We start from the raw sequence: 20,582 nt of genomic DNA, 5'->3' as shown, positions 1-20,582 counted from the left end.
GCACGGGACTTTGCGTGAAGCTACGTGTTGGCGAAGTCAGTCGATTCGATATCTGCTGTAGGACTTGTCCGTGAATCGAAATCGGAGCGGGTAGAGTGAACTTTTCTGACAGCTATTTCGGATAAAGCGGCGGCAACCCGCTATCACTCACCGGATCCTGAACCCGCTCCGCCAGCGGGATCGCCCGGGTCGCGCGCCACAGGTCTTCGCCTTGCCAGTGCTGGCCGGTTTCGCTGTACAGCGCGCCGTTCAAGCCGTCCAGGGCATCCGATAGCGGCACAAACCGCGCCGCCATGTCCGCCAGGGTTTCCGGTTGTTGCCGGGCCCAGGCGTCGAGGGCCTGGCGGGTGGCGTGGGGGTCGTTGGCCTGGCAGGCGCGCTTGAGCTCGTCGAGCACGGTGCGTGGGCTCGGGCCCGATTGCGCGGCCCGCAGGATCGCCGGTTGCCAGCGGGCGCGCCACCACAGGCCAAAGCCCAGCAGCGTGGTGCAGGCCAGGATCAGCGTGCTGAGTTTCCACCACCACAGCGCTTCGCTGTCGGCGGCGTAATTCACCGGGGCGGTGCCCGCCGGGGTGTCGACCATCAGGTTTGGATTGTTGCTCACTTGCAGGGTCCGGGCCGGCAGGCTGCTGTGTTCGAGGTGATCTTCGAAGGTGTTCCACCAGACCACGTCCACCGTCGGCAAGTCGATGGCGCCGCTGTGGGACGGCACCAGCGCTTCGCGGTCTTCACGACTGCCGACCAGGCCACGTTCGTTGTGCTGATTGCCCAGCACCGGTTGGTCCGGGTAGCGGCGCAAGCCGTTGATGTCGGTGGCGGGCAACGGTGGCAGCTGCGAACTGGCCAGGCCTTCGGCCTTCAAGGTCAGGCTGCGGGTCAGGGAATCGCCGACCTGGGCGTGATCCGGTTCCGGGCTCCAGCTTTCGCTCAGGCTCAGGCTGCGTGCGGGTAGCCACGGTGCATCGGCCGGGTAGGTGGCGGGTTTGGCCTTGACCGTCAGCGGAATCTCGGCGGAGCTGACGCGCATCAGCTTGCCCGGTTTCGGCCCTTGGGACGTAGCGTCCTGAGCCGGTTGCACCAGGGTGGCGCTGAACACTTGCGTCGGAATGCTCAGCACGCCGCTGTGCTGGGGAAAGATCGCGTAGCGCATTTCGATCACGCCATGGCGCAGGCCATTGATGACCTTCTCATAGGTGCGTGAATCCCCCAATTGCTCGATGCGCGCATCGGGAATCTGCAACGGGGTCAGGCTGCTGTCGTCGTACAGCGACACCGAATGGTAGATGCGCAAGGTCAGGATCGCCTGGGCCTGCACGTACACGCTGCTCTGGTCGAGGCTGGCTTCGATGAAGACCGGCGCCAGGGTGTTCTCGGTGTCCTGGGTTTCGCTCTCGACCACTTGGATAGAGATCGGCTGGCTGCGCACCTCACCGAGTTGCAGCGACGGGATTTCCACGCTGCCGTTCTGCTTGGGCAGCAGGGTGATGATCCAGCGCGTGGTGGCGCGGTTGTCGCCGTTGATCGTGGTCAACTGGTTGACCTGGCGCGTGCCGCGCACTTCGAAGGCCGGCTCCAGCGGCGTCAGGTCGGGCTTGCCGAACAGCGTCACGTCATTGGATTCCAGGGTCAGTTCGACCGTCTCGCCGGAGTTCAGGCGACTGCGATCGACACTGGCGACCAGCCCTTCAGCCTGGGCCTGAAACGTCCAGAAGAGCAGGGCGAGCAAGAAAGCGGTGAAGCGGGTCATCGAGTTTTTCCCTGATCCTGATGTTGTTGCTGTTCGTACCAGAATTTGCGCCGTAGCAGTTCGCCCGGGTCATCCGGGATCTTGCGCAGCCATTGCTCCAGCGCCTGGGCCTGTTCGCCTTCAAGGCTGTCATTGGCCGGGCGGCGCGGTGGCGTGGTGCTTTGCTCGTCCTCCAGCTCGCTGCCCGGCACCTCATTGGCCCCGGGTTGCGGCGGCGTCTTGGGCGGCTGTTCGGTGTCCGGCGTGTTGGGCTGGGCCTCGGTTTGCGGTTCGCCGCTGCTGGACGGCTGGTTGGTGCCGCCGGGCGCCGGGCTGTCGCTGGCGCTGCCAGGCTCTTCGCCTTCGGACTTGTCCGCTTCAACCGCCGGTGGTGTGGCTTTCTGTTTGATCAGGCTTTCCACCAGCGCCTTGTTGGTCAGCGCCGGACGCAAATCCGGCTGGCGTTCCAGGGCTTGTTCGTAGGCATCCAGCGCCGCTTCCAGTTCGCCGCCCTTGGCCAGGGCGTTCCCCCGATTGTAGTGCGCCCGTGCGTCGTTGCCTTGGGCGAAGCGCTGGGCGGCGCCGGCATAGTCGCCGGCCTCGTACAGCGCCACGCCTTGCCACTGCGGGTCTGCGAAATGTTGCGCGGCTTCGGCCGGATGGTCCTGCCTGAGCAAATGCAGACCCCGTTGATCGGGGCGCAGCCACAAGTCTTCAAAGTCGAAGGCGTAGCTCGGTTGCGGCAGCAGAAACAGCAGCGGCAGGCAGAACAACCAACCCCGGCGCCCGGCAAAGGAGGCGAGCAGCAGCAGGGGCAGCAACAACCAATAACCCTGATCGGCCCACGTGTCCAGGCGCAGGGTCTGGCCATCGTTGCGCAGGTTGCGCGGGCCATCGAGCAGGCCGAGGGCGCCGAGGTCCGCATCGTCCAGCCGCGCCGCGTGGTAGCGCCCGCCCAAATCACTGGTGAAGGCTTTCAGCCCCGGGTTGTCCAGGTGCGGAACCAGAATCGCGCCCTGTTCATCCTTGAGGAAACTGCCGTCCTCTTGCGCGATTGGCGCGCCTTCGGGCGTGCCGACGCCGAGCATCAGAAACTCCGTGGACTTGCCGTTCAGCGCCCGCTCAATGCCGAAGCGTTCCTGTTCGGTCAGGGACGAACCGATCAGCAGGATCCGGCCCTGGCCGAGGGCGCCCTGATCCAGCAGGGTCAAGGCTTTGATCACCGCCAGATCGGCGCGATGACCGGCCTCGGGCATCAACGACGGCTTGAGTGCGTCCAGCAGATTGCGGCTGGTGGACAGGTCATCCGACAGCGGCACCAGCGTGTGGGCGCTGCCGGCGTAGACGACGATCGCGGTCTGCGCATCGCTGCGGCTTTGCAACAGGTCGAACAGCTTGCGCCGGGCCTGTTCCAGGCGGGTCGGCGGGCTGTCGGTGGCGAGCATTTCCGGGGTCAATTCCAGCAGCACCACCAGCGGATCGGCGGGCTTCTGGCTGGTTTGTTCGACCCGCTGCCAACTCGGCCCGAGCAGCGCGCCAATGGTCAGCACCCAGGCCAGGCCCAGCACCACCCACGGCAACTTGCTGTCGTGACCTTTGCCACCGCTGAGCAACGCGGCGTGGAAGGCTGGCGGCAGGATCATCTGCCAGCGCCCGGCGCGTTTCTGCCGGTGCCACAGTTGCCAGAGCAACCAGCCCAGCAACGGCAACAGCAGCAGCCACCAGGGCCGGAACCAGTAAGGCCAGAGCGCGCTCATCGACGCCTCCGCAGACGCAGGCGTTTAAGCCGTTGGCGCCAGTCCGGCAGTTGGCTTTGCAAAAACAGGTCCTTGGTCAGCAAGCGTTGCAGCGGGTTGTCCGGCCAGCGCTCGCGCATCACCAGCAACATGCTCAGCAGCAACGCCAAGGCCAAGGGCCAGTGATACAACGCCTGGGCGGGGCGGGCTTGAGTCGGTTGTTGGGTCACCGGTTCAAGTTTGTCGAGGGTGGCCTTGATCGCCTCCAACTCTTTGCCGTCCCGGGCGCGGAAGTATTGGCCGCCAGTCGCTTGAGCGATGGCTTTGAGCGCCGGTTCGTCGAGGTCCAGGCTCGGGTTGACGCCGAGAAAACCCAAGGTGCCGCTTTGCTCCGGGTCGGCGCCGATGCCGATCGGGTAGATTTTCACCCCTTCGCTGGCGGCCAGGCGCGCGGCAGTCAACGGATCGATTTCGCCGCCATTATTGGCGCCGTCAGTCACCAGAATCAGCACGCGGCTTTGCGCCGGACGCAGGCGCAAACGTTTCAGCGCCAGACCGATCGCATCGCCGATGGCGGTGTTCTTGCCGGCGATGCCGATCCGCGCTTCATCCAGCCACACGCGAACGGTGCGGCGGTCGAAGGTCAGCGGCGCTTGCAGGTAAGCCTGGCTGCCGAACAGGATCAGGCCGACCCGGTCGCCTTCGCGGCTTTCCAGGAAATCACCGAGCAAATGCTGGACCAGCGACAGGCGGCTGACGTCTTCGTCCTGCCATTGCATGTCGGGGAAGTCCATGGAGCCGGAGACGTCCACCGCCACCAGCAAATCGCGACCGCTGGCAGCAATCGGCAGCGGCTCGCCGAGCCATTGCGGACGGGCGGCGGCGATCAGCAGCAACAGCCACAGCAGAATGAACGGTGCTTGTTGACGCCACGCTGGCAGGTTGGCCCGGGCACGGCGGCGGGTCAGGCCTTCGAGGTCGCTCAAGAAACTGACCTTGAGCGCCGGTTCGCCGCTGTCGGCCACCGGCAGCAACACGCGCATCAGCCACGGCAGCGGTAGCAAGGCGAAAATCCACGGCCAGGCGAACTCAAACATGTTTGCGAATCCAGGTGTCGACGGCTTGGGTCAGGCCGGCGATGGCCTTGTCGTCGAGTTTGCATTCGGGTTTGTAGGCGCCTTCGACCAGCACCATCCAGCGCGTCAGGCCGGCGGCCGGGCAGCGGTTGTCGAGGAACGCCAGCCATTTGCGGCCGTTGAGGGTGTGGCTCTGGCTGTAGGGGTAGTGGTTGCGACACAGGCGTTTGAGCAAACCGTTGAGTTGCTGCAACCAGGCACCGGCCGGCGCGCCGTCGTAGGGCTTGGGCATCAGCGCCAGTTCGGCGAGGGCGGCGACCCGCACCGGGTCCAGGGGTTGTTCAGCACGGACGATAGGGCGCTTGTTTGGAATGAAACGCCGCAACTGCCACAGACCGAAACCGAGCAGCGGCAGCAATAAAAGCAAGAGCCACCAGCCTGGTGCCGGCGGCCAGAAACCAATCGGCGGCGGGGTCATCAGCGGTTGCAGTTGCTCAATACTGTTCATCGACCTTTCCCCGGTTTCTGTGGGTTCAGGTATTCGCGCAGTTGCTCGACCATCTCGCTTTGGGTGCTCAACGGCATCAACAACACCCGCAGCTTCTGCGCGAGCAATTCCCAGTGGGCGATGCGCGCTTCGGCCTGGGCGCGGTAGGTCTGGCGCAGGTCGAAATTCAGGGTGTCGAGTTCCAGTTGCGCGCCGCGTTCGGCAAAGCGCAAAAGCCCGGCGGCGGGCAGGGCGTGGTCCAGGGGGTCGGACAGCGGCAGCAGCAACAGGTCGCAATGCCGTGACAACAGGCTCAGTTGTTGCTCGGAGCCTTCGGTCAACGCACGCTCGTCGCAGATCACGATCACCAGGCTGCCGGGGCGCAGCACTTCCCGGGCACGGCGCAGGGCCAGGTTCAGGGAGTCGCGGTTCTGCTCGCTTTCGGTGTGCAGCGACTGGTTGACTCGCACCAGGCGGTTGAGCAATTGCAGCAGGCTTTGCTTGCTGCGCCGGGGTTTGATTTCGTAGTGCTCGTTGTCGCCGAACACCAGCCCGCCGACCCGGTCGTTATGCCCCAGCGCCGCCCAGCCGATCAGGCTCGCGGCTTGGGCGGCGAGCACCGATTTGAACATCAGCCCCGAGCCGAAGAACAGCCGACGGCTTTGCTCGACCATGATGAAAATCGGGCGCTCGCGTTCTTCGTGGAACAGTTTGGTGTGCGGCTCTTGCGTGCGGGCGGTGACGCGCCAGTCGATGGTGCGCACGTCGTCACCGGCCTGATAGACCCGCACCTGATCGAAGTCGACGCCACGCCCGCGCAGCTTGGAATGGTGCAAGCCGATCAGCGGGCTGCGCTGGCTCGGCGTGGAGAACAACTGCACTTCGCGCACCCGATGGCGCATCTCGATCAGCTCGGCGAGGCTGACACGGATGCCCGGCTCGGGCGGCAGGATGGCGTTCATCGGGGTCAAGCGACGGCTACGACGTCGAGAATCCGCTGGACCACCCGGTCCTGGTCGATGCCAGCCGCCTCGGCTTCAAAGGACAGGATGATGCGGTGGCGCAACACATCGAACAGCACGGCCTGGATGTCTTCCGGGCTGACGAAGTCGCGACCGGCCAGCCACGCGTGAGCGCGGGCGCAACGGTCGAGGGCGATGGAACCGCGCGGGCTGGCGCCATAGGCGATCCACTCGGCCATCTCCGGGTCGAACTTGGCCGGGGTGCGGGTCGCCATGACCAGTTGCACCAGGTATTCCTCCACGGCATCGGCCATGTACAACCCGAGGATTTCCTTGCGTGCGGCGAAGATCGCCTGCTGGCTGACCCGGCGCTCGGGCTTGGTTTCGCCGTTGAGCGCTTCGCCACGGGCCTGTTGCAGGATGCGCCGTTCGACGGCGGCGTCCGGGAAACCGATTTTCACGTGCATCAGGAACCGGTCGAGCTGGGCTTCGGGCAGCGGATAGGTGCCTTCCTGCTCGATCGGGTTTTGCGTGGCCATCACCAGGAACAGCGGCGATAACTCGTAAGTGCTGCGCCCGACGCTGACCTGACGCTCGGCCATGGCTTCGAGCAGGGCCGATTGCACCTTGGCCGGGGCGCGGTTGATTTCGTCCGCCAGCACCAGGTTGTGGAAGATCGGGCCTTGCTGGAACACGAAACTGCCGGTTTCCGGGCGATAGATCTCGGTGCCGGTGATGTCGGCGGGCAACAGGTCGGGGGTGAACTGGATGCGATGGAACTGCGCTTCGATGCCTTCGGCGAGCTCTTTGATGGCCTTGGTCTTGGCCAGCCCCGGAGCGCCCTCGACCAGCATGTGGCCGTCGGCGAGCAAGGCGATGAGCAAGCGCTCGATGAGTTTTTCCTGGCCGAGAATCTGCGTTGAAAGAAAGGTTCGCAGCGCAAGCAGCGCTTCACGATGTTCCATCGATGACTGTTCCTGGAAAGGGTGACCGAAGACGTTCGAATAACGCCAGGGCTGGGGGCGTTACTTTAATGCATCGCGGGGGGTGGCGACTAACGGCATTTTGCGCAAAGTACGGGAAATGGTGATCGTTCCCACGCAGAGCGTAGGAACGATCATCCGTGCTGGACCTGTAGGAGCGAGGCTTGCCCGCGAAGGGGCCGGCACAGGCGCCGAAAATCACAGCTCGCTTATATAGGTGCCCGTCCCCTTGAGAATGTTCTGCAAGGTTTCTTCCACTTCTGCCAGGTCACCGGCATCGGTGCTGTGGGTGATTTCCAGCGAATCGTCGCCATTGAGCGCATCCGCGCCCCCGGCCGCGATTTCAATCAGCAGGCGGGTAGGGCTGAGGGTGACTTTCACCCCGTCCAGGGTCGATGGCTCGTCGCCGAGGCTGATGTCCAGCGCGTCCTCGTCCGGGTAGCGGGTCATCAGGAACATGTCGCCCTGGTCGCTGTGGCAGCAGAGCATGGCCATGTTGTCTTCTTCGTCATCGCACGGGTTGACGATCAAGAGGGCGGTGGTCATTTGCATGGGGAATTCCTGGCTCGGGGAGCATGGTGAAGACGAACAAAGCGCGATTCTGCCAGCCGCCGGGAATTTCTGCTCGTCTGAGTGTCAGAAGATGTGTCGTGAACATCCGGGGTGTTGCTGGTCATTTCGGGTACGGATGTGCCGCAAAACCGGGCTTTACCCCCCCCCGTTTTTCCGTGCGGCTGCTAGTGTTGTTCGATGCACAAGGCGCAAGCTGCGTGCCGATGACCGAATATGTCGCAGCACCGCAAGCAGGCACGTTGTCGCACTCGTTAAGCTGCGCATCGAATGGATACCCGTAAAGGCATTGTGCAATTCATCGTACAGTCGCTTTTGCCGATACCCATTCTTGGAAGGTGAATGTGACCTGAGTGTCTCGTCCAGCTTCACCCACCTGTCACCCTGTTTCCTCTGCCCGAGAATCAGGAACAGGGTGACGGATCGCCCCGAAAGGGGTTTTGCACGCGACGCTTCCATCAATAACAAGCCCAAGCGGAGTACCACAGATGGCGTTCTTCACCGCAGCCAGCAAAGCCGACTTCCAGCACCAACTGCAAGCGGCACTGGCGCAGCACATCAGTGAACAGGCACTGCCACAAGTGGCGCTGTTTGCTGAACAATTTTTCGGCATCATTTCCCTCGACGAGCTGACCCAGCGTCGGTTGTCCGACCTCGCCGGCTGCACCCTTTCTGCATGGCGCCTGCTTGAGCGCTTTGATCACGCGCAACCCCAGGTTCGCGTCTACAACCCCGATTACGAACGCCACGGCTGGCAGTCGACCCACACCGCGGTCGAAGTGCTGCACCACGACCTGCCATTCCTCGTGGACTCGGTGCGTACCGAGCTGAACCGTCGCGGCTATAGCATCCACACCTTGCAAACCACTGTGCTGAGCGTGCGTCGCGGCAGCAAGGGCGAGCTGCTGGAAATCCTGCCGAAGGGCACCCAGGGCGAAGGCATCCTGCAAGAATCGCTGATGTACCTGGAAATCGACCGTTGCGCCAACGCGGCCGAACTGAATGTCCTGAGCAAGGAACTGGAACAGGTTCTCGGCGAAGTCCGCGTTGCGGTCGCCGATTTCGAGCCGATGAAAGCCAAGGTCCAGGAAATCCTCACGGGCCTGGACAACAGCCAGTTCAAGGTTGATCCAGAAGAAAAAGCCGAAATCAAAAGCTTCCTGGAATGGCTGGTGGGCAACCACTTCACCTTCCTGGGCTACGAAGAATTCGTGGTCAGCGACCAGGCCGACGGCGGTCACATCGAGTACGACGAGCAGTCCTTCCTCGGCCTTACCAAACTGCTGCGCACCGGCCTGACCTACGAAGACCTGCGCATCGAAGATTACGCGGTGAACTACCTGCGCGAACCGACCCTGCTGTCGTTCGCCAAGGCTGCACACCCGAGCCGCGTGCACCGTCCGGCGTACCCGGACTACGTGTCGATCCGTGAAATCGATGCCGACGGCAAAGTCATCAAGGAATGCCGCTTCATGGGCCTCTACACCTCCTCGGTGTATGGCGAGAGCGTGCGGGTCATCCCGTACATCCGTCGCAAGGTCGAAGAAATCGAACGCCGTTCCGGCTTCCAGGCCAAGGCTCACCTGGGCAAGGAACTGGCGCAGGTGGTCGAAGTGCTGCCCCGCGACGATCTGTTCCAGACTCCGGTGGACGAGCTGTTCAGCACCGTGATGTCGATCGTGCAGATTCAGGAACGCAACAAGATCCGCGTGTTCCTGCGCAAAGACCCGTACGGCCGCTTCTGCTACTGCCTGGCCTATGTGCCGCGTGACATCTACTCCACCGAAGTGCGCCAGAAGATCCAGCAAGTGCTGATGGATCGCCTGAAAGCCTCGGATTGCGAGTTCTGGACCTTCTTCTCCGAGTCCGTACTGGCTCGCGTACAGCTGATTCTGCGGGTTGAACCGAAGAATCGCCTGGATATCGACCCGGTCCTGCTGGAAAAAGAAGTGGTCCAGGCCTGCCGCAGCTGGCAGGACGACTACGCCAGCCTGGTCGTGGAAAACTTCGGCGAAGCCCACGGCACCAACGTGCTGGCCGACTTCCCGAAAGGCTTCCCGGCCGGTTACCGCGAGCGTTTCGCCGCGCATTCGGCCGTGGTCGACATGCAGCACCTGCTGAGCCTGACCGAGAAAAACCCGCTGGTCATGAGCTTCTATCAGCCGCTGGGCCAGGTCTCCGGTCAACGCGAGCTGCATTGCAAGCTGTACCACGCCGATACGCCGCTGGCGCTGTCCGACGTGTTGCCGATCCTGGAAAACCTCGGCCTGCGCGTGCTGGGCGAGTTCCCGTATCGCTTGCGTCACAACAGCGGCCGCGAGTTCTGGATTCACGATTTCGCCTTCACCGCCGCTGACGGCCTGGAACTCGACATCCAGCAACTCAACGACACGCTGCAGGACGCCTTCGTCCACATCGTGCGTGGCGATGCCGAGAACGATGCGTTCAACCGCCTGGTGCTGACCGCCGGCCTGCCATGGCGCGACGTGGCACTGCTGCGTGCCTACGCCCGCTACATGAAGCAGATTCGTCTGGGCTTCGACCTGGGCTACATCGCCAGCACCCTGAACAACCACACCGACATCGCTCGCGAGTTGACCCGGTTGTTCAAGACCCGTTTCTACCTGGCGCGCAAGCTGACCAGCGACGACCTGGAAGACAAGCAGCAACGTCTGGAACAGGCCATCGTCACCGCACTGGACGACGTCCAGGTGTTGAACGAAGACCGCATCCTGCGTCGCTACCTGGACCTGATCAAGGCCACGCTGCGCACCAACTTCTACCAGACCGATGCGCAGGGCCATAACAAGTCCTACTTCAGCTTCAAGTTCAACCCGCACCAGATCCCAGAGCTGCCGAAGCCAGTACCGAAGTTCGAAATCTTCGTCTACTCGCCGCGCGTCGAAGGCGTGCACCTGCGCTTCGGCAACGTCGCTCGTGGCGGTCTGCGCTGGTCCGACCGTGAAGAAGACTACCGCACCGAAGTGCTGGGCCTGGTAAAAGCCCAGCAAGTGAAGAACTCGGTCATCGTGCCGGTTGGCGCCAAGGGCGGCTTCCTGCCGCGTCGCCTGCCATTGGGCGGCGGTCGGGACGAAATCGCGGCCGAGGGCATCGCCTGCTACCGCATCTTCATTTCGGGCCTGTTGGACATCACCGACAACCTGAAAGACGGCGCGCTGGTGCCGCCGGCCAACGTCGTGCGTCATGACGACGATGACCCGTACCTGGTGGTGGCAGCGGACAAGGGCACTGCAACCTTCTCCGACATCGCCAACGGCATCGCCATCGACTACGGCTTCTGGCTGGGTGACGCGTTCGCTTCCGGTGGTTCTGCCGGTTACGACCACAAGAAAATGGGCATCACTGCCAAAGGCGCGTGGGTCGGCGTACAACGCCACTTCCGCGAGCGCGGCATCAATGTCCAGGAAGACAGCATCACGGTAGTCGGCGTCGGCGACATGGCCGGTGACGTGTTCGGTAACGGTTTGTTGATGTCCGACAAGCTGCAACTGGTCGCCGCCTTCAACCACCTGCACATCTTCATCGATCCGAATCCGCAACCGGCCAACAGCTTCGTCGAGCGTCAGCGCCTGTTCGACCTGCCGCGTTCGGCCTGGACCGATTACGACACCAGCATCATGTCCGAAGGCGGCGGGATCTTCTCCCGCAGTGCGAAAAGCATCGCGATTTCCCCGCAGATGAAAGAGCGCTTTGACATTCAGGCTGACAAGCTGACCCCAACCGAACTGCTGAATGCCTTGCTCAAGGCGCCGGTAGACCTGTTGTGGAACGGCGGTATCGGCACCTACGTCAAGGCCAGCAGCGAAAGCCACGCCGATGTCGGCGACAAGGCCAACGATGCACTGCGCGTGAACGGCAACGAACTGCGCTGCAAAGTCGTGGGCGAGGGCGGTAACCTCGGGATGACCCAGCTGGGTCGTGTCGAATTCGGCCTCAATGGCGGCGGCTCCAACACCGACTTCATCGACAACGCCGGTGGCGTGGACTGCTCCGACCACGAAGTGAACATCAAGATCCTGCTGAACGAAGTGGTTCAGGCCGGTGACATGACCGACAAGCAACGCAATCAGTTGCTGGCGAGCATGACCGACGAAGTCGGCAACCTGGTGCTGGGCAACAACTACAAGCAGACCCAGGCCCTGTCCCTGGCGGCCCGCCGTGCCTACGTGCGGATTGCCGAATACAAGCGTCTGATGAACGATCTGGAAGGCCGCGGCAAGCTGGATCGCGCCATCGAGTTCCTGCCGACGGAAGAAGCCATCAACGAGCGCGTTGCGGCAGGCCATGGCCTGACCCGTGCCGAGCTGTCGGTGCTGATTTCCTACAGCAAGATCGACCTCAAAGAAGCACTGCTCAACTCGCAAGTGCCGGATGACGATTACCTGACCCGCGACATGGAAACCGCTTTCCCGCCGAGCCTGGTGAGCAAGTTCTCCGAAGCCATGCGCCGTCACCGTCTGAAGCGCGAAATCGTCAGCACCCAGATCGCCAACGATCTGGTGAACCACATGGGCATCACCTTCGTTCAACGACTCAAAGAGTCGACCGGCATGAGCCCGGCGAACGTGGCCGGTGCCTACGTGATCGTGCGTGACATCTTTCATCTCCCGCACTGGTTCCGTCAGATTGAAGCCCTGGATTACCAGGTTTCCGCCGACGTGCAATTGGAGCTGATGGACGAGCTGATGCGTCTGGGTCGCCGCGCTACACGCTGGTTCCTGCGTGCCCGCCGCAACGAGCAGAACGCTGCCCGTGACGTTGCGCACTTCGGTCCGCACCTGAAGGAGCTGGGTCTCAAGCTCGACGAGCTGCTGAGTGGCGAAATCCACGAAAACTGGCAGACCCGTTACGAAGCGTATGTCGAAGCTGGAGTGCCGGAGTTGCTCGCGCGTATGGTGGCTGGCACTTCGCACCTGTACACCTTGCTGCCGATCATCGAAGCGGCCGACGTGACCGGCCAGAACGCAGCAGACGTCGCGAAGGCTTACTTCGCCGTCGGCAGCGCGCTGGACATCACCTGGTACCTGCAACAGATCAGCGCGCTGCCGGTTGAAAACAACTGGCAAGCCCTGGCCCGTGAAGCGTTCCGCGATGATGTGGACTGGCAGCAACGTGCGATCACCATCTCCGTCCTGCAACAGGGCGACGGCACCCAGGACGTGGAAACACGTCTGGCGCTGTGGATGGAAGAGCACGAAGGCATGATCGAACGCTGGCGCGCCATGCTGGTGGAAATCCGTGCCGCCAGCGGCACGGACTACGCCATGTACGCGGTGGCCAACCGTGAGTTGCTCGACCTGGCGTTGAGCGGTCAGGCGGTAGTGCCTGTCGTTGCTGCACTGGAGCTGGAACCGGCGGCCTGATTCAGTCAGTCGCCGAATAAAAAACCCCGTATCGAGAGATACGGGGTTTTTTTTACGCTTCGCGGTCACTCAAGCCAGGTAGCGAAGTATGGCCGGGGTCACGTTTTCGGGTGGCGACGTCAGACCGGAAATCACGATTCGGTCTTTACGATCAATGGCGAGGGCCTGGGCTAATTGACCCTCTGCGCTAACCCATCCTTCATTCGTGCTGAACGTGAGGTCGGGTGAACCATCTGGCATGAATCGTCCGGTAGCGATGTAGGGTGTGCTGTCAGGGCCTTCAAGCGAGCCGCCGGTAGCGACGATCCGTCCTGCGTGATCAATCGTCCCCGCATGCCAGTTGAATTGTCTGTTTGCATCGGTCGGCACCAGCACTGGGTTGCCATGATTGAAACCCGGATCGACATGGCCTTTTGCATTGAGGCAGACAATCAGTCCCTTGGCTGGAGTGGCAAGCTTCTGGCCAATCCCGACCACCTTATCCTCGTCCTTCATGGCGAGGGCAACGACATTCGTTTCCAATGGCAAGTCGTCCAGCACAAAAAAACCGTCACGTCCGAAACTCTTGTCGAGTTCCCCATCGATGAAGTAGCGGGCAAACATTGCGAATATTTCGCCATCCACTTCGGCGGTTCCCCCCAATACAACGGTATTTGCGCTGGCTTGAACGATGCGCGTGGTAGTGGATGAGTACTTAGGGTGCCTTGCAGGTCGGTAGTGTCTGCCGTTGTCGAAGCTGTCGTCAGGACGACCGTTCTCCAGTAATCGAATGAGCCAGCCTTGGAAGACCAACAGCATTTTCCCGTCGGCCAGGATCACGGGGGTTTGGGATGAACCATTAGTGGCGAACGGGTCGGCCCCGGACAGGCCGGAGGAACCCTCGGCGGCGTTGGGAACCGGGATGACCGATTTTCCGTACTGACCGAATTCTGTGACGTAATGGCCTGAAGCATTGAAGAGGGCGAGGGCGGGCAGTCTTTGGGGACCGGGTGGGTCGTAAACGCCGGTCAGCAGTATTGTCCCGTTATTGAGAATCGAAACGCCGGTACTTAGGGACAATCCATCTCCCTCTGCGAACACATCGTGAATCACGCCGTTATTGCCGAATTGTCTATCTACGGTGCCGTCCTCCAACAGGCGGCCCAATAGGAAACGCGGGGGGGAGGAGCTGGTGAACAGCACCCTGGAGTCGAGGTCGGTGACTAAACCCGAAATTCTCGACACTGAAGTGGAGGTGTCCGGAATGTGAATCACGACTCTCCCGGCCTCTCCGAAGGAGGGGTCAAGGCGCGCAGCCGATGTTGAATCTGTATGTGCAGTGCTCATGGGCAAACCCTCGAGTTTTTCGGAAGGTATTGGCCATTGCTCGGGTCAATACCCTGAGCTGCGATTACGCGCGAGAGGCGCGGAGCGTGTCTACTGTCAGACTTGACAGTGGACTGTCCCGGCTATTTGTGGCTGATGAACCTTGCGCTTGCCTGGAGGGTTTTGGGGTGATTGGGCGGGCCTCTTCGCGGGCAAGCCTCGCTCCTACAGGGGTTAGTGTTGTTCGCAAATAACGGGTTCAACCCAATCCTGTAGGAGCGAGGCTTGCCCGCGAAAAGGCCATTAGCTTCAATACAACTTCTGACCCGTTTGACTATCAATCATCGATACATTAGTTGTCGACCTGGTCAATAAATTACTGAGCGACTGGTCAAACTTCTGCAGCGCCCGAACTTGCACATCCTGTTGCTGGTTAATATCCGCGACAATCTCTTCACTGCGTTTAAAGTCCGCCCATACAGGACGCAATGACTTGGCATCATGCCCCTGTGCGGTGCCAATGTAGTTGAACTTCGCATCATAAAAATCCGCACTGACTTCGGCCTTGATATCCGAACTGCGGGAGGTCATCAGTTGGCTGTGGGTATCGACAATGGCCACCACATCCGGCCGGGCGGCCTTGAGGCTTTGCATGTCCGGATAGACCGTCACCGAACCGAACTGGCGTTGTAACAACGCTTTGACCCCCTCCACGGCAAAGTCCGGGTTGGACGTGGCCACGTAGGCGTTGTGGATCGACTGCACCAGCAGGCTCTGGCCAAAACCGGTGCCGGCGTTGGCCTGGTAGTGGCGCAGATAGTCGCGGTTGGCCTGGGTACTTGGGCTGTAGAGGATGCCCAGAGACACATTGCTGCCATTGGCGATATGGGTGGCGCTGGAGCGACCGACCGGCGCGCTGAACAGCGTGTCCAGCGACGAAACCGCTTTGGGCGCGGTGGGCACCGAGCAACCGGCTAACAGTGCGGCAACAGTCAATGTACCGATAAGCACACGTTTCATGGTGTATCTCCAGTGAAACAACGGAAGTTGAGTGACCGGTAATACCGGCGATGAACTCAGACTAAACCTGTCTTCACTGAATGAAACCGTCCATGAACACACTTATTGACTGATCCATAGTTTTGTTTGCTGTAAACGGTTTGATCTAATTGCCCGGGGTAATAAAAAGGCCCGAATCAACGATTCGGGCCTGTTTATTTATGGCTGATGCAACAGCGATCAGTTTTCCAAGGGGATCAACACTTTCTCATCCGGCGACAACACCATGAACACCAGCAACTTCGCCGGTTTGGTCGCACTGGCATTTTTCGAGATCAAATGCTCGGAACCCGCCGGCTCGTACCAGAACTGGCCCGTCTTGTAGGTGATCGCTTTCTGGCCCTTGACCTGGGAAATGACCTGGCCTTGCAGCACATAAGCCATGGCCGTGCCTTCATGTTTATGGGCGATGGACGATTGGCCGGGTTTGTAGTCGACCTCGATCATCATGGCCTTTTTGCCGGGCACGTTTTGCAGCAGTTCATCTTGCAGCACCGTGACCTTTTCCGACGGGTCGTGGGCGAAGGCCGAGGCGGAAACGGTCAGGGCCAGGGCGGCCAGTACATGCAGAGCTTTCATGGTTGATCACCTGGGGGTGGTTAGTCGTCAGGGATCACAGTAAGCCGCGGGGCGGGGTAACAAAACGGCCAATTTTCGGGAAGGTGAGGGGGCCAATCCTCCCCTGACTGATCGTTCCCATGCTCCGCGTGGGAATACCGCATCGGACGCTCCGCGTTCGGCTTTGGATGTGACGCGCAGCGTCCCGGGATGCATTCCCACGCAGAGCGTGGGAACGATCATCATCAGGCAGAGGTGTTGTTTTTAAACAATCGGGAAGCTATTGAAATCCACGGCATTCGCCAATCGGCTATCGATCAAACCGATAAAGCCCTGCACTTCGGGGCAGTTGAAATGCGATTGCATGGCCGCTTCCGATTGCCAGCGTGCGCTGACCGTCCAGCGGTTGTCGTCCTCAGGGCAGCGGTCGACCATATAGGAATCGCAGCCTGGAAGTTCGCGCAGGGTGTCGACAATCTTTTGCAGTTGCTTGCCCAGTTCTTCCGAGCGGCCCGCAGCCGCCTGCACCTGTACGGTATTGATCACTTCGTTGGACATTGCTCACACTCCTGAATCAGGCCGGACGAATCCTGCTCATTGAGGGATAACGCCCCTGCACAATAGTCCTGCACCGTGGGACCGCCAATAGCCAATCGCCGGATAAACCCACAGACCAATCCTCACGCCACCTGCTGCAAAATGTCGCGCAGACGGTCCAGCGCGGTGTCGATGTCCAGGGTTTCGATCGCACCAAAGCCCATGAGCAGCCCGGCTTGCGGTGCTCGCTGATAGAAAAAGCCCTCAATGGAATACAGGCCGATTTCAACCTTTCGGGCCAATTCGATGATCAGCGCAAGGTCGATCGGCACCTTGCACAGCACCACCATGTGAAACCCGGCAACGGTCGGCACGGCCTCGAACCACGGTGAAAGATCGCCCGCCATGCGCGCCAGAATCCGCTCGCGGCGCCCGGCGTAGATGGTGTGGCAGCGCCGGATGTGCTTGAGCAGGCAACCCTCGGCGATGAACTTGGCCAGCGCCCATTGCGGCAACGTCGAGGTGTGCAGGTCGGTCAATTGCTTGGCGCGGATCACCGCTTCGAGAATCGCTGGCGGCAGGATCGTGTAGCCCAGCCGCAGCTCCGGCAGCAGGGTCTTGGAAAAGGTGCCGACGTAGGCGACGATCCCGCGCTCGTCCATGCTTTGCAGCGAATCGGTGGGCCGGCCTTCGTAGCGGAATTCACTGTCGTAATCGTCCTCGATAATGATCGCGCCCAGCGCGTAAGCCCGCTCCAGCAGAGCTTCCCGCCGTGCCTGGCTCATGGGCATGCCCAGCGGGAACTGATGGGACGGCGTGACGTAAATCAGCCGCGTGCCATCGGGAATCAGCTCGACCTGAATCCCTTCGGCGTCCACCGGCACGCCGACCACCGTGGCGCCGTGGCTGCCGAACAACAGGCGCGCCGGCGGATAACCCGGATCTTCCATCGCCACCAGGCTGCCGGCCTGGATCAGCACCCGGGCAATCAGGTCCAGGGCTTGCTGGGCGCCGTTGCACACCACCACGTCTTCGTCCTGGCAATTGACCCCGCGTGAAAAGGCGATGTGCCGGGCAATCGCATTCCGCAGCGCGGGCAGGCCTTCGGGCAGGCTGTAAAAGCCTTTGGCCCCGGCCATCTGCCGCAACGCGTGGGAGGTGCAGCGTCGCCAGTCGTCCTGGGGAAACTGGCCCTTGCTGGTGGCGCCGCCGATAAAGTCGTAACGCAGCGAACCTTCGAGCGTGGGGTGACGCAGAAACACCGGCAAATTGCGCCAGGACTCGATGACCTCGCTGCTGGCCAGTTCGGAATGGCTCTGCTTGCGCTGGATTTTTGCCGGCCGCGCGTTGACGTAAGTGCCTTTGCCGGTCACGCCGGTGAGGAAGTTTTCGTAGGTCAGTTGCGAGTAAGTGTCGGAAATGGTCTTGCGCGAAATCCCCAACTGCTCGGCCAGCAAACGGCTGGGCGGCAACTGCGTGCCGGCGGCCAGGCGCCCGGTTTCGATGGCACTGCGCAGTTGTTGATACAACTGGCCTGCCAGGTCCTTGCGGCCGTTGATGACAACGTGAAGTTCCATACCGGCGGGGCTCCTGGGGCGGTGGGGCGACTGTGGGTCGCGCCAGATTACCCTTATTGCGCCGCCGGATAGAAGTTGCGCAGGCGAAAAGCGCCGGATTGGTCTGCTGCCGGGTGGTCCATGGCTTTTTCGTTGAATTGGAGCTGTAACGCTGCTGCATCAGCGCCTAACGTGGGAATACCCAATTTCGCGCCAAGAGGTCCCGCCATGAACCCCCGCCTGGACTACTACAGCGCGTCGCCCAAAGCGATGAAAGCGATGATTGCCATGGAGGCGCTGACCGGCAACCTGAGCATCGAAGCCGGCTTGCTGCACCTGATCAAAATCCGCGCTTCGCAACTCAACGGCTGCGCGTTCTGTACCGACATGCACTCGGTGGATGCCCGGCGTCTGGGCGAGACGGATCGACGCCTGTATTCGATCGTGGTCTGGCGCGACAGCAACTTCTTCAACCCTCGGGAACGCGCGGCGTTTGCCTGGACGGAGGCGGTGACGCTGCTTGCTGAAAGTCACGTGCCGGACGATGTCTACGCGTTGGCGCGGGAGCAGTTCAGCGAAGGCGAACTGGTGGATCTGACCCTCGCCGTGACCACCATCAATAGCTGGAATCGGCTGGCCGTAAGCTTCCGCCAAACCCCCAGCGACTGATCAAGCGAAACCTGGGCTAGGGAGCTTTTGTGGCGAGGGGGCTTGCCCCCGTTGGGTCGCGAAGCGGCCCCCTGCATTTTTCCTGTGAAACGGTGCAAGCAGGTTTTGCGACTGCTTCGCAGCCGAACGGGGCAAGCCCCCTCGCCACAAAAGCGCTATCAAGCCACTTGGCCACAGGGTGGTGTTATCTGCCAATCATCAGCGGCGAACCCGCACCAGTCGCCGCCGGCCGCTGCGGTTTCACCGACGTCCCAAACGTATTGCCCATCCGCGTACCGGTCGCCGCCGGCGTCGCCAACCCCACCTGATTCGGCGGCCGCTTGCTCACTGGGTCATTTATCGCTTCCTGATTCTTGCGCGCCGCCGCCGCGCCCTCGGGGTTGTTACCCATCTGCCGGCTCAGGCAGCCATAGTCCGGCGCCTTATAGCCGCCGACGCTGACCTCGACACAGCCCAGCGGTTCTTGAGCCTGGGCGACGCTGATGCCGCCCATCAGCAGCATGCCCGCCGCGATCATCAATCGGTGTTTCATCACTGGCCTCCTGGCCGGCCCGGCCGGGCCGCTCTGGGTTTGAGTCTAGTGCAAAGCCCTTGGCCGCTGCGTGATGGTTTTTTTGCACCGGCCGTCACACCAGAGTCATATACAGCCCTCAGGATGACGGTTTTCAGGGGTACGTCAGCCGTGCAGCGAGGCAGCGCCAGGAAGGGCGTCGGGGGTCGGAATTGAGGGCTCGGGGCCTGTTGCGCGGCGTTGTGTGCCTGTGGCTGTTGATCTGGCTGCTGCCCGCGCGGGCCGATGGCGAACAGCCGCAGGCCTGGAACACCTACGATATTTCGGCCCAGGAACTGAGTCGCGCGCTCGAAGCGTTCAGCCGCAGCAGCGGCATGGCGGTGCTGGTCGATCGCCAACTGACTCGCGGACGGCGCTCGATTGGCGTCCAGGGACGGCTGACCGCCACGCAAGCCTTGAACACCTTGCTCGTCGGCACCGGATTGATGGCGCGTTACACCCGCGCGGACGCGTTCACGTTGCAGATCGCGCAAGTGGCGCCCGTGCCGTTGCCACCCGGCGCGACGGGCACCGGGAGTCAGGTGGGCAGCAGTTACGCGCTGGCGATTCAATCGGCCATCGAACGCCGCTTGTGCGCGTCGCCCTTGACGCGACCCGGTGGTTACCGGGCGTTGCTGCAAGTGTGGATCGGCCGCGATGGCGCGGTACAACACAGTCGCCTGGTCACTTCCAGCGGCGATAGCCAGCGCGATGCGGCGCTGGTGGACAGCGTGCAACACCTCAGGATTGAACGGTCGCCGCCCAGCTCATTGCGCCAACCGGTGACCCTGCTTCTCGTACCGGACTCATCAGGAAAACGCATGGAATGCACACAGCAGGAAGGAGCCTTCGGGGCATGAAAGACAGCGGACACAGTTCGATGGTCAGGCTGTTCCTGACGTCCTACGACGATTTCAAGGTGCGCCTGCGCCGCCGTCTCGGCTCCGAGGACCTGGCCAACGACGTGCTGCACGAAACCTATCTGCGGGTCGACCGCATGGAAGCGCCGCCGAACATCGTCCAGCCCAATGCCTACCTCTATCGCATGGCCCTGAACATTGCCGCCGACCGGCGTCAGGCCGACGCGCGTTTGCTCACGGGCACTGAGGTGGAAGAACTGTTGCAGATGTCCGACGACGCCCAGGACCCGGCGCGGGTGGTGGGCGGGCAGAAAGAGATCCAGACCTTGCTCAAGGCCCTCTACGAACTGCCCGCGCGGCGTCGCCAAATCTTTATCGCCGCGCGCCTGGAAGAGGCGCCGCACCTGGAAATCTCCCAGCGCTTCGGCATTTCCACGCGCATGGTCGAAAAGGAAATCAAGGCGGCCCTGGGACACTGCGCCGCCCGTTTGGAAAGAAAAGTGATTCAGCGGTTCGGTCCCGGGGCAGGAAAACCGTCTTGAAAGAAGAGAACGAACTAATCCG

At 61.8% G+C, this 20,582-nt stretch carries 18 protein-coding genes; 4 read left to right on the top strand and 14 right to left on the bottom strand.

All coding sequences use genetic code 11. The features are described from left to right. Window positions 1–112: 112 nt before the first annotated feature. From FQ192_RS08835 to FQ192_RS08805, 7 genes are all read right to left on the bottom strand, one after another. Window positions 113–1,747, bottom strand: coding sequence for a BatD family protein (locus FQ192_RS08835; RefSeq protein ID WP_149658260.1), 1,635 nt, complete (start codon window positions 1,745–1,747; stop codon window positions 113–115). Continuing rightward, a complete protein-coding gene (locus FQ192_RS08830) occupies window positions 1,744–3,483 on the bottom strand; it encodes a tetratricopeptide repeat protein (RefSeq protein WP_149658259.1) in 1,740 nt (579 codons plus the stop codon). Before FQ192_RS08830 ends, FQ192_RS08835 begins: the two co-directional genes overlap by 4 nt. Continuing rightward, on the bottom strand, window positions 3,480–4,559 hold the full coding sequence (locus FQ192_RS08825; protein ID WP_149658258.1) for a VWA domain-containing protein: 1,080 nt from the start codon (window positions 4,557–4,559) through the stop codon (window positions 3,480–3,482). The genes FQ192_RS08830 and FQ192_RS08825 overlap by 4 nt, the downstream gene beginning before the upstream one ends. Next, window positions 4,552–5,046 (bottom strand): DUF4381 domain-containing protein, encoded by a 495-nt coding sequence (locus FQ192_RS08820; protein ID WP_149658257.1) that lies wholly within the window; start codon window positions 5,044–5,046, stop codon window positions 4,552–4,554. Before FQ192_RS08820 ends, FQ192_RS08825 begins: the two co-directional genes overlap by 8 nt. Further along, window positions 5,043–5,987: a DUF58 domain-containing protein gene (locus tag FQ192_RS08815; protein ID WP_149658256.1), complete on the bottom strand. Its 945-nt coding sequence runs from the start codon at window positions 5,985–5,987 to the stop codon at window positions 5,043–5,045. Before FQ192_RS08815 ends, FQ192_RS08820 begins: the two co-directional genes overlap by 4 nt. Before the next feature lie 5 nt (window positions 5,988–5,992). Then, a complete protein-coding gene (locus FQ192_RS08810) occupies window positions 5,993–6,952 on the bottom strand; it encodes a MoxR family ATPase (RefSeq protein WP_003218556.1) in 960 nt (319 codons plus the stop codon). Between the two features lie 216 nt (window positions 6,953–7,168). Beyond that, window positions 7,169–7,522: a hypothetical protein gene (locus FQ192_RS08805; RefSeq protein ID WP_149658255.1), complete on the bottom strand. Its 354-nt coding sequence runs from the start codon at window positions 7,520–7,522 to the stop codon at window positions 7,169–7,171. A gap of 506 nt (window positions 7,523–8,028) precedes the next feature. Between FQ192_RS08805 and FQ192_RS08800 the strand changes: the two genes are divergently transcribed. After that, window positions 8,029–12,924, top strand: coding sequence for an NAD-glutamate dehydrogenase (locus FQ192_RS08800; RefSeq protein WP_149658254.1), 4,896 nt, complete (start codon window positions 8,029–8,031; stop codon window positions 12,922–12,924). Between the two features lie 69 nt (window positions 12,925–12,993). Here the strand turns inward: FQ192_RS08800 and FQ192_RS08795 are convergent, their stop codons facing one another. The 6 genes from FQ192_RS08795 to FQ192_RS33970 form a co-directional block, all read right to left on the bottom strand. Beyond that, a complete protein-coding gene (locus FQ192_RS08795) occupies window positions 12,994–14,250 on the bottom strand; it encodes a hypothetical protein (RefSeq protein WP_149658253.1) in 1,257 nt (418 codons plus the stop codon). 288 nt (window positions 14,251–14,538) lie between these two features. Further along, window positions 14,539–15,249 (bottom strand): ATPase, encoded by a 711-nt coding sequence (locus tag FQ192_RS08790; RefSeq protein ID WP_149658252.1) that lies wholly within the window; start codon window positions 15,247–15,249, stop codon window positions 14,539–14,541. A 219-nt stretch (window positions 15,250–15,468) separates the two neighbouring features. Further along, the gene (locus FQ192_RS08785; RefSeq protein ID WP_149658251.1) at window positions 15,469–15,867 is read right to left on the bottom strand and encodes a cupin domain-containing protein; all 399 of its coding nucleotides are present in this window, start codon (window positions 15,865–15,867) and stop codon (window positions 15,469–15,471) included. 243 nt (window positions 15,868–16,110) lie between these two features. Continuing rightward, window positions 16,111–16,404, bottom strand: a complete 294-nt coding sequence (locus FQ192_RS08780; protein WP_149658250.1) for an antibiotic biosynthesis monooxygenase family protein — start codon at window positions 16,402–16,404, stop codon at window positions 16,111–16,113. A 122-nt stretch (window positions 16,405–16,526) separates the two neighbouring features. After that, entirely contained in the window at window positions 16,527–17,960 is a 1,434-nt protein-coding gene (locus FQ192_RS08775) for a PLP-dependent aminotransferase family protein (protein ID WP_149658249.1), read from the bottom strand. A gap of 53 nt (window positions 17,961–18,013) precedes the next feature. Continuing rightward, window positions 18,014–18,169 carry a hypothetical protein gene (locus FQ192_RS33970; protein ID WP_178129059.1) on the bottom strand — a complete coding sequence of 52 codons (156 nt, stop codon included), beginning with the start codon at window positions 18,167–18,169 and terminating at the stop codon, window positions 18,014–18,016. Here FQ192_RS33970 and FQ192_RS08770 point away from each other — a divergent pair. Continuing rightward, window positions 18,168–18,608 (top strand): carboxymuconolactone decarboxylase family protein, encoded by a 441-nt coding sequence (locus FQ192_RS08770; RefSeq protein WP_149658248.1) that lies wholly within the window; start codon window positions 18,168–18,170, stop codon window positions 18,606–18,608. The genes FQ192_RS33970 and FQ192_RS08770 overlap by 2 nt on opposite strands. A 184-nt stretch (window positions 18,609–18,792) precedes the next feature. Here FQ192_RS08770 and FQ192_RS08765 read toward each other — a convergent pair whose 3' ends face one another. After that, window positions 18,793–19,110, bottom strand: a complete 318-nt coding sequence (locus tag FQ192_RS08765; protein ID WP_256672254.1) for a hypothetical protein — start codon at window positions 19,108–19,110, stop codon at window positions 18,793–18,795. 221 nt (window positions 19,111–19,331) lie between these two features. On the opposite strand from FQ192_RS08765, the gene FQ192_RS08760 reads away from it, so the two are divergent. Further along, the gene (locus tag FQ192_RS08760; RefSeq protein ID WP_372242332.1) at window positions 19,332–20,018 is read left to right on the top strand and encodes a secretin and TonB N-terminal domain-containing protein; all 687 of its coding nucleotides are present in this window, start codon (window positions 19,332–19,334) and stop codon (window positions 20,016–20,018) included. Then, window positions 20,015–20,560, top strand: a complete 546-nt coding sequence (locus FQ192_RS08755) for an RNA polymerase sigma factor (protein WP_149658246.1) — start codon at window positions 20,015–20,017, stop codon at window positions 20,558–20,560. Before FQ192_RS08760 ends, FQ192_RS08755 begins: the two co-directional genes overlap by 4 nt. Window positions 20,561–20,582 lie beyond the last annotated feature (22 nt).

Source organism: Pseudomonas sp. ANT_J12 (assembly GCF_008370045.1).
GTDB lineage: Bacteria > Pseudomonadota > Gammaproteobacteria > Pseudomonadales > Pseudomonadaceae > Aquipseudomonas.
Note: the sequence above shows the minus strand (reverse complement) of the source record. Positions and strands in the feature narration are given on the sequence as shown.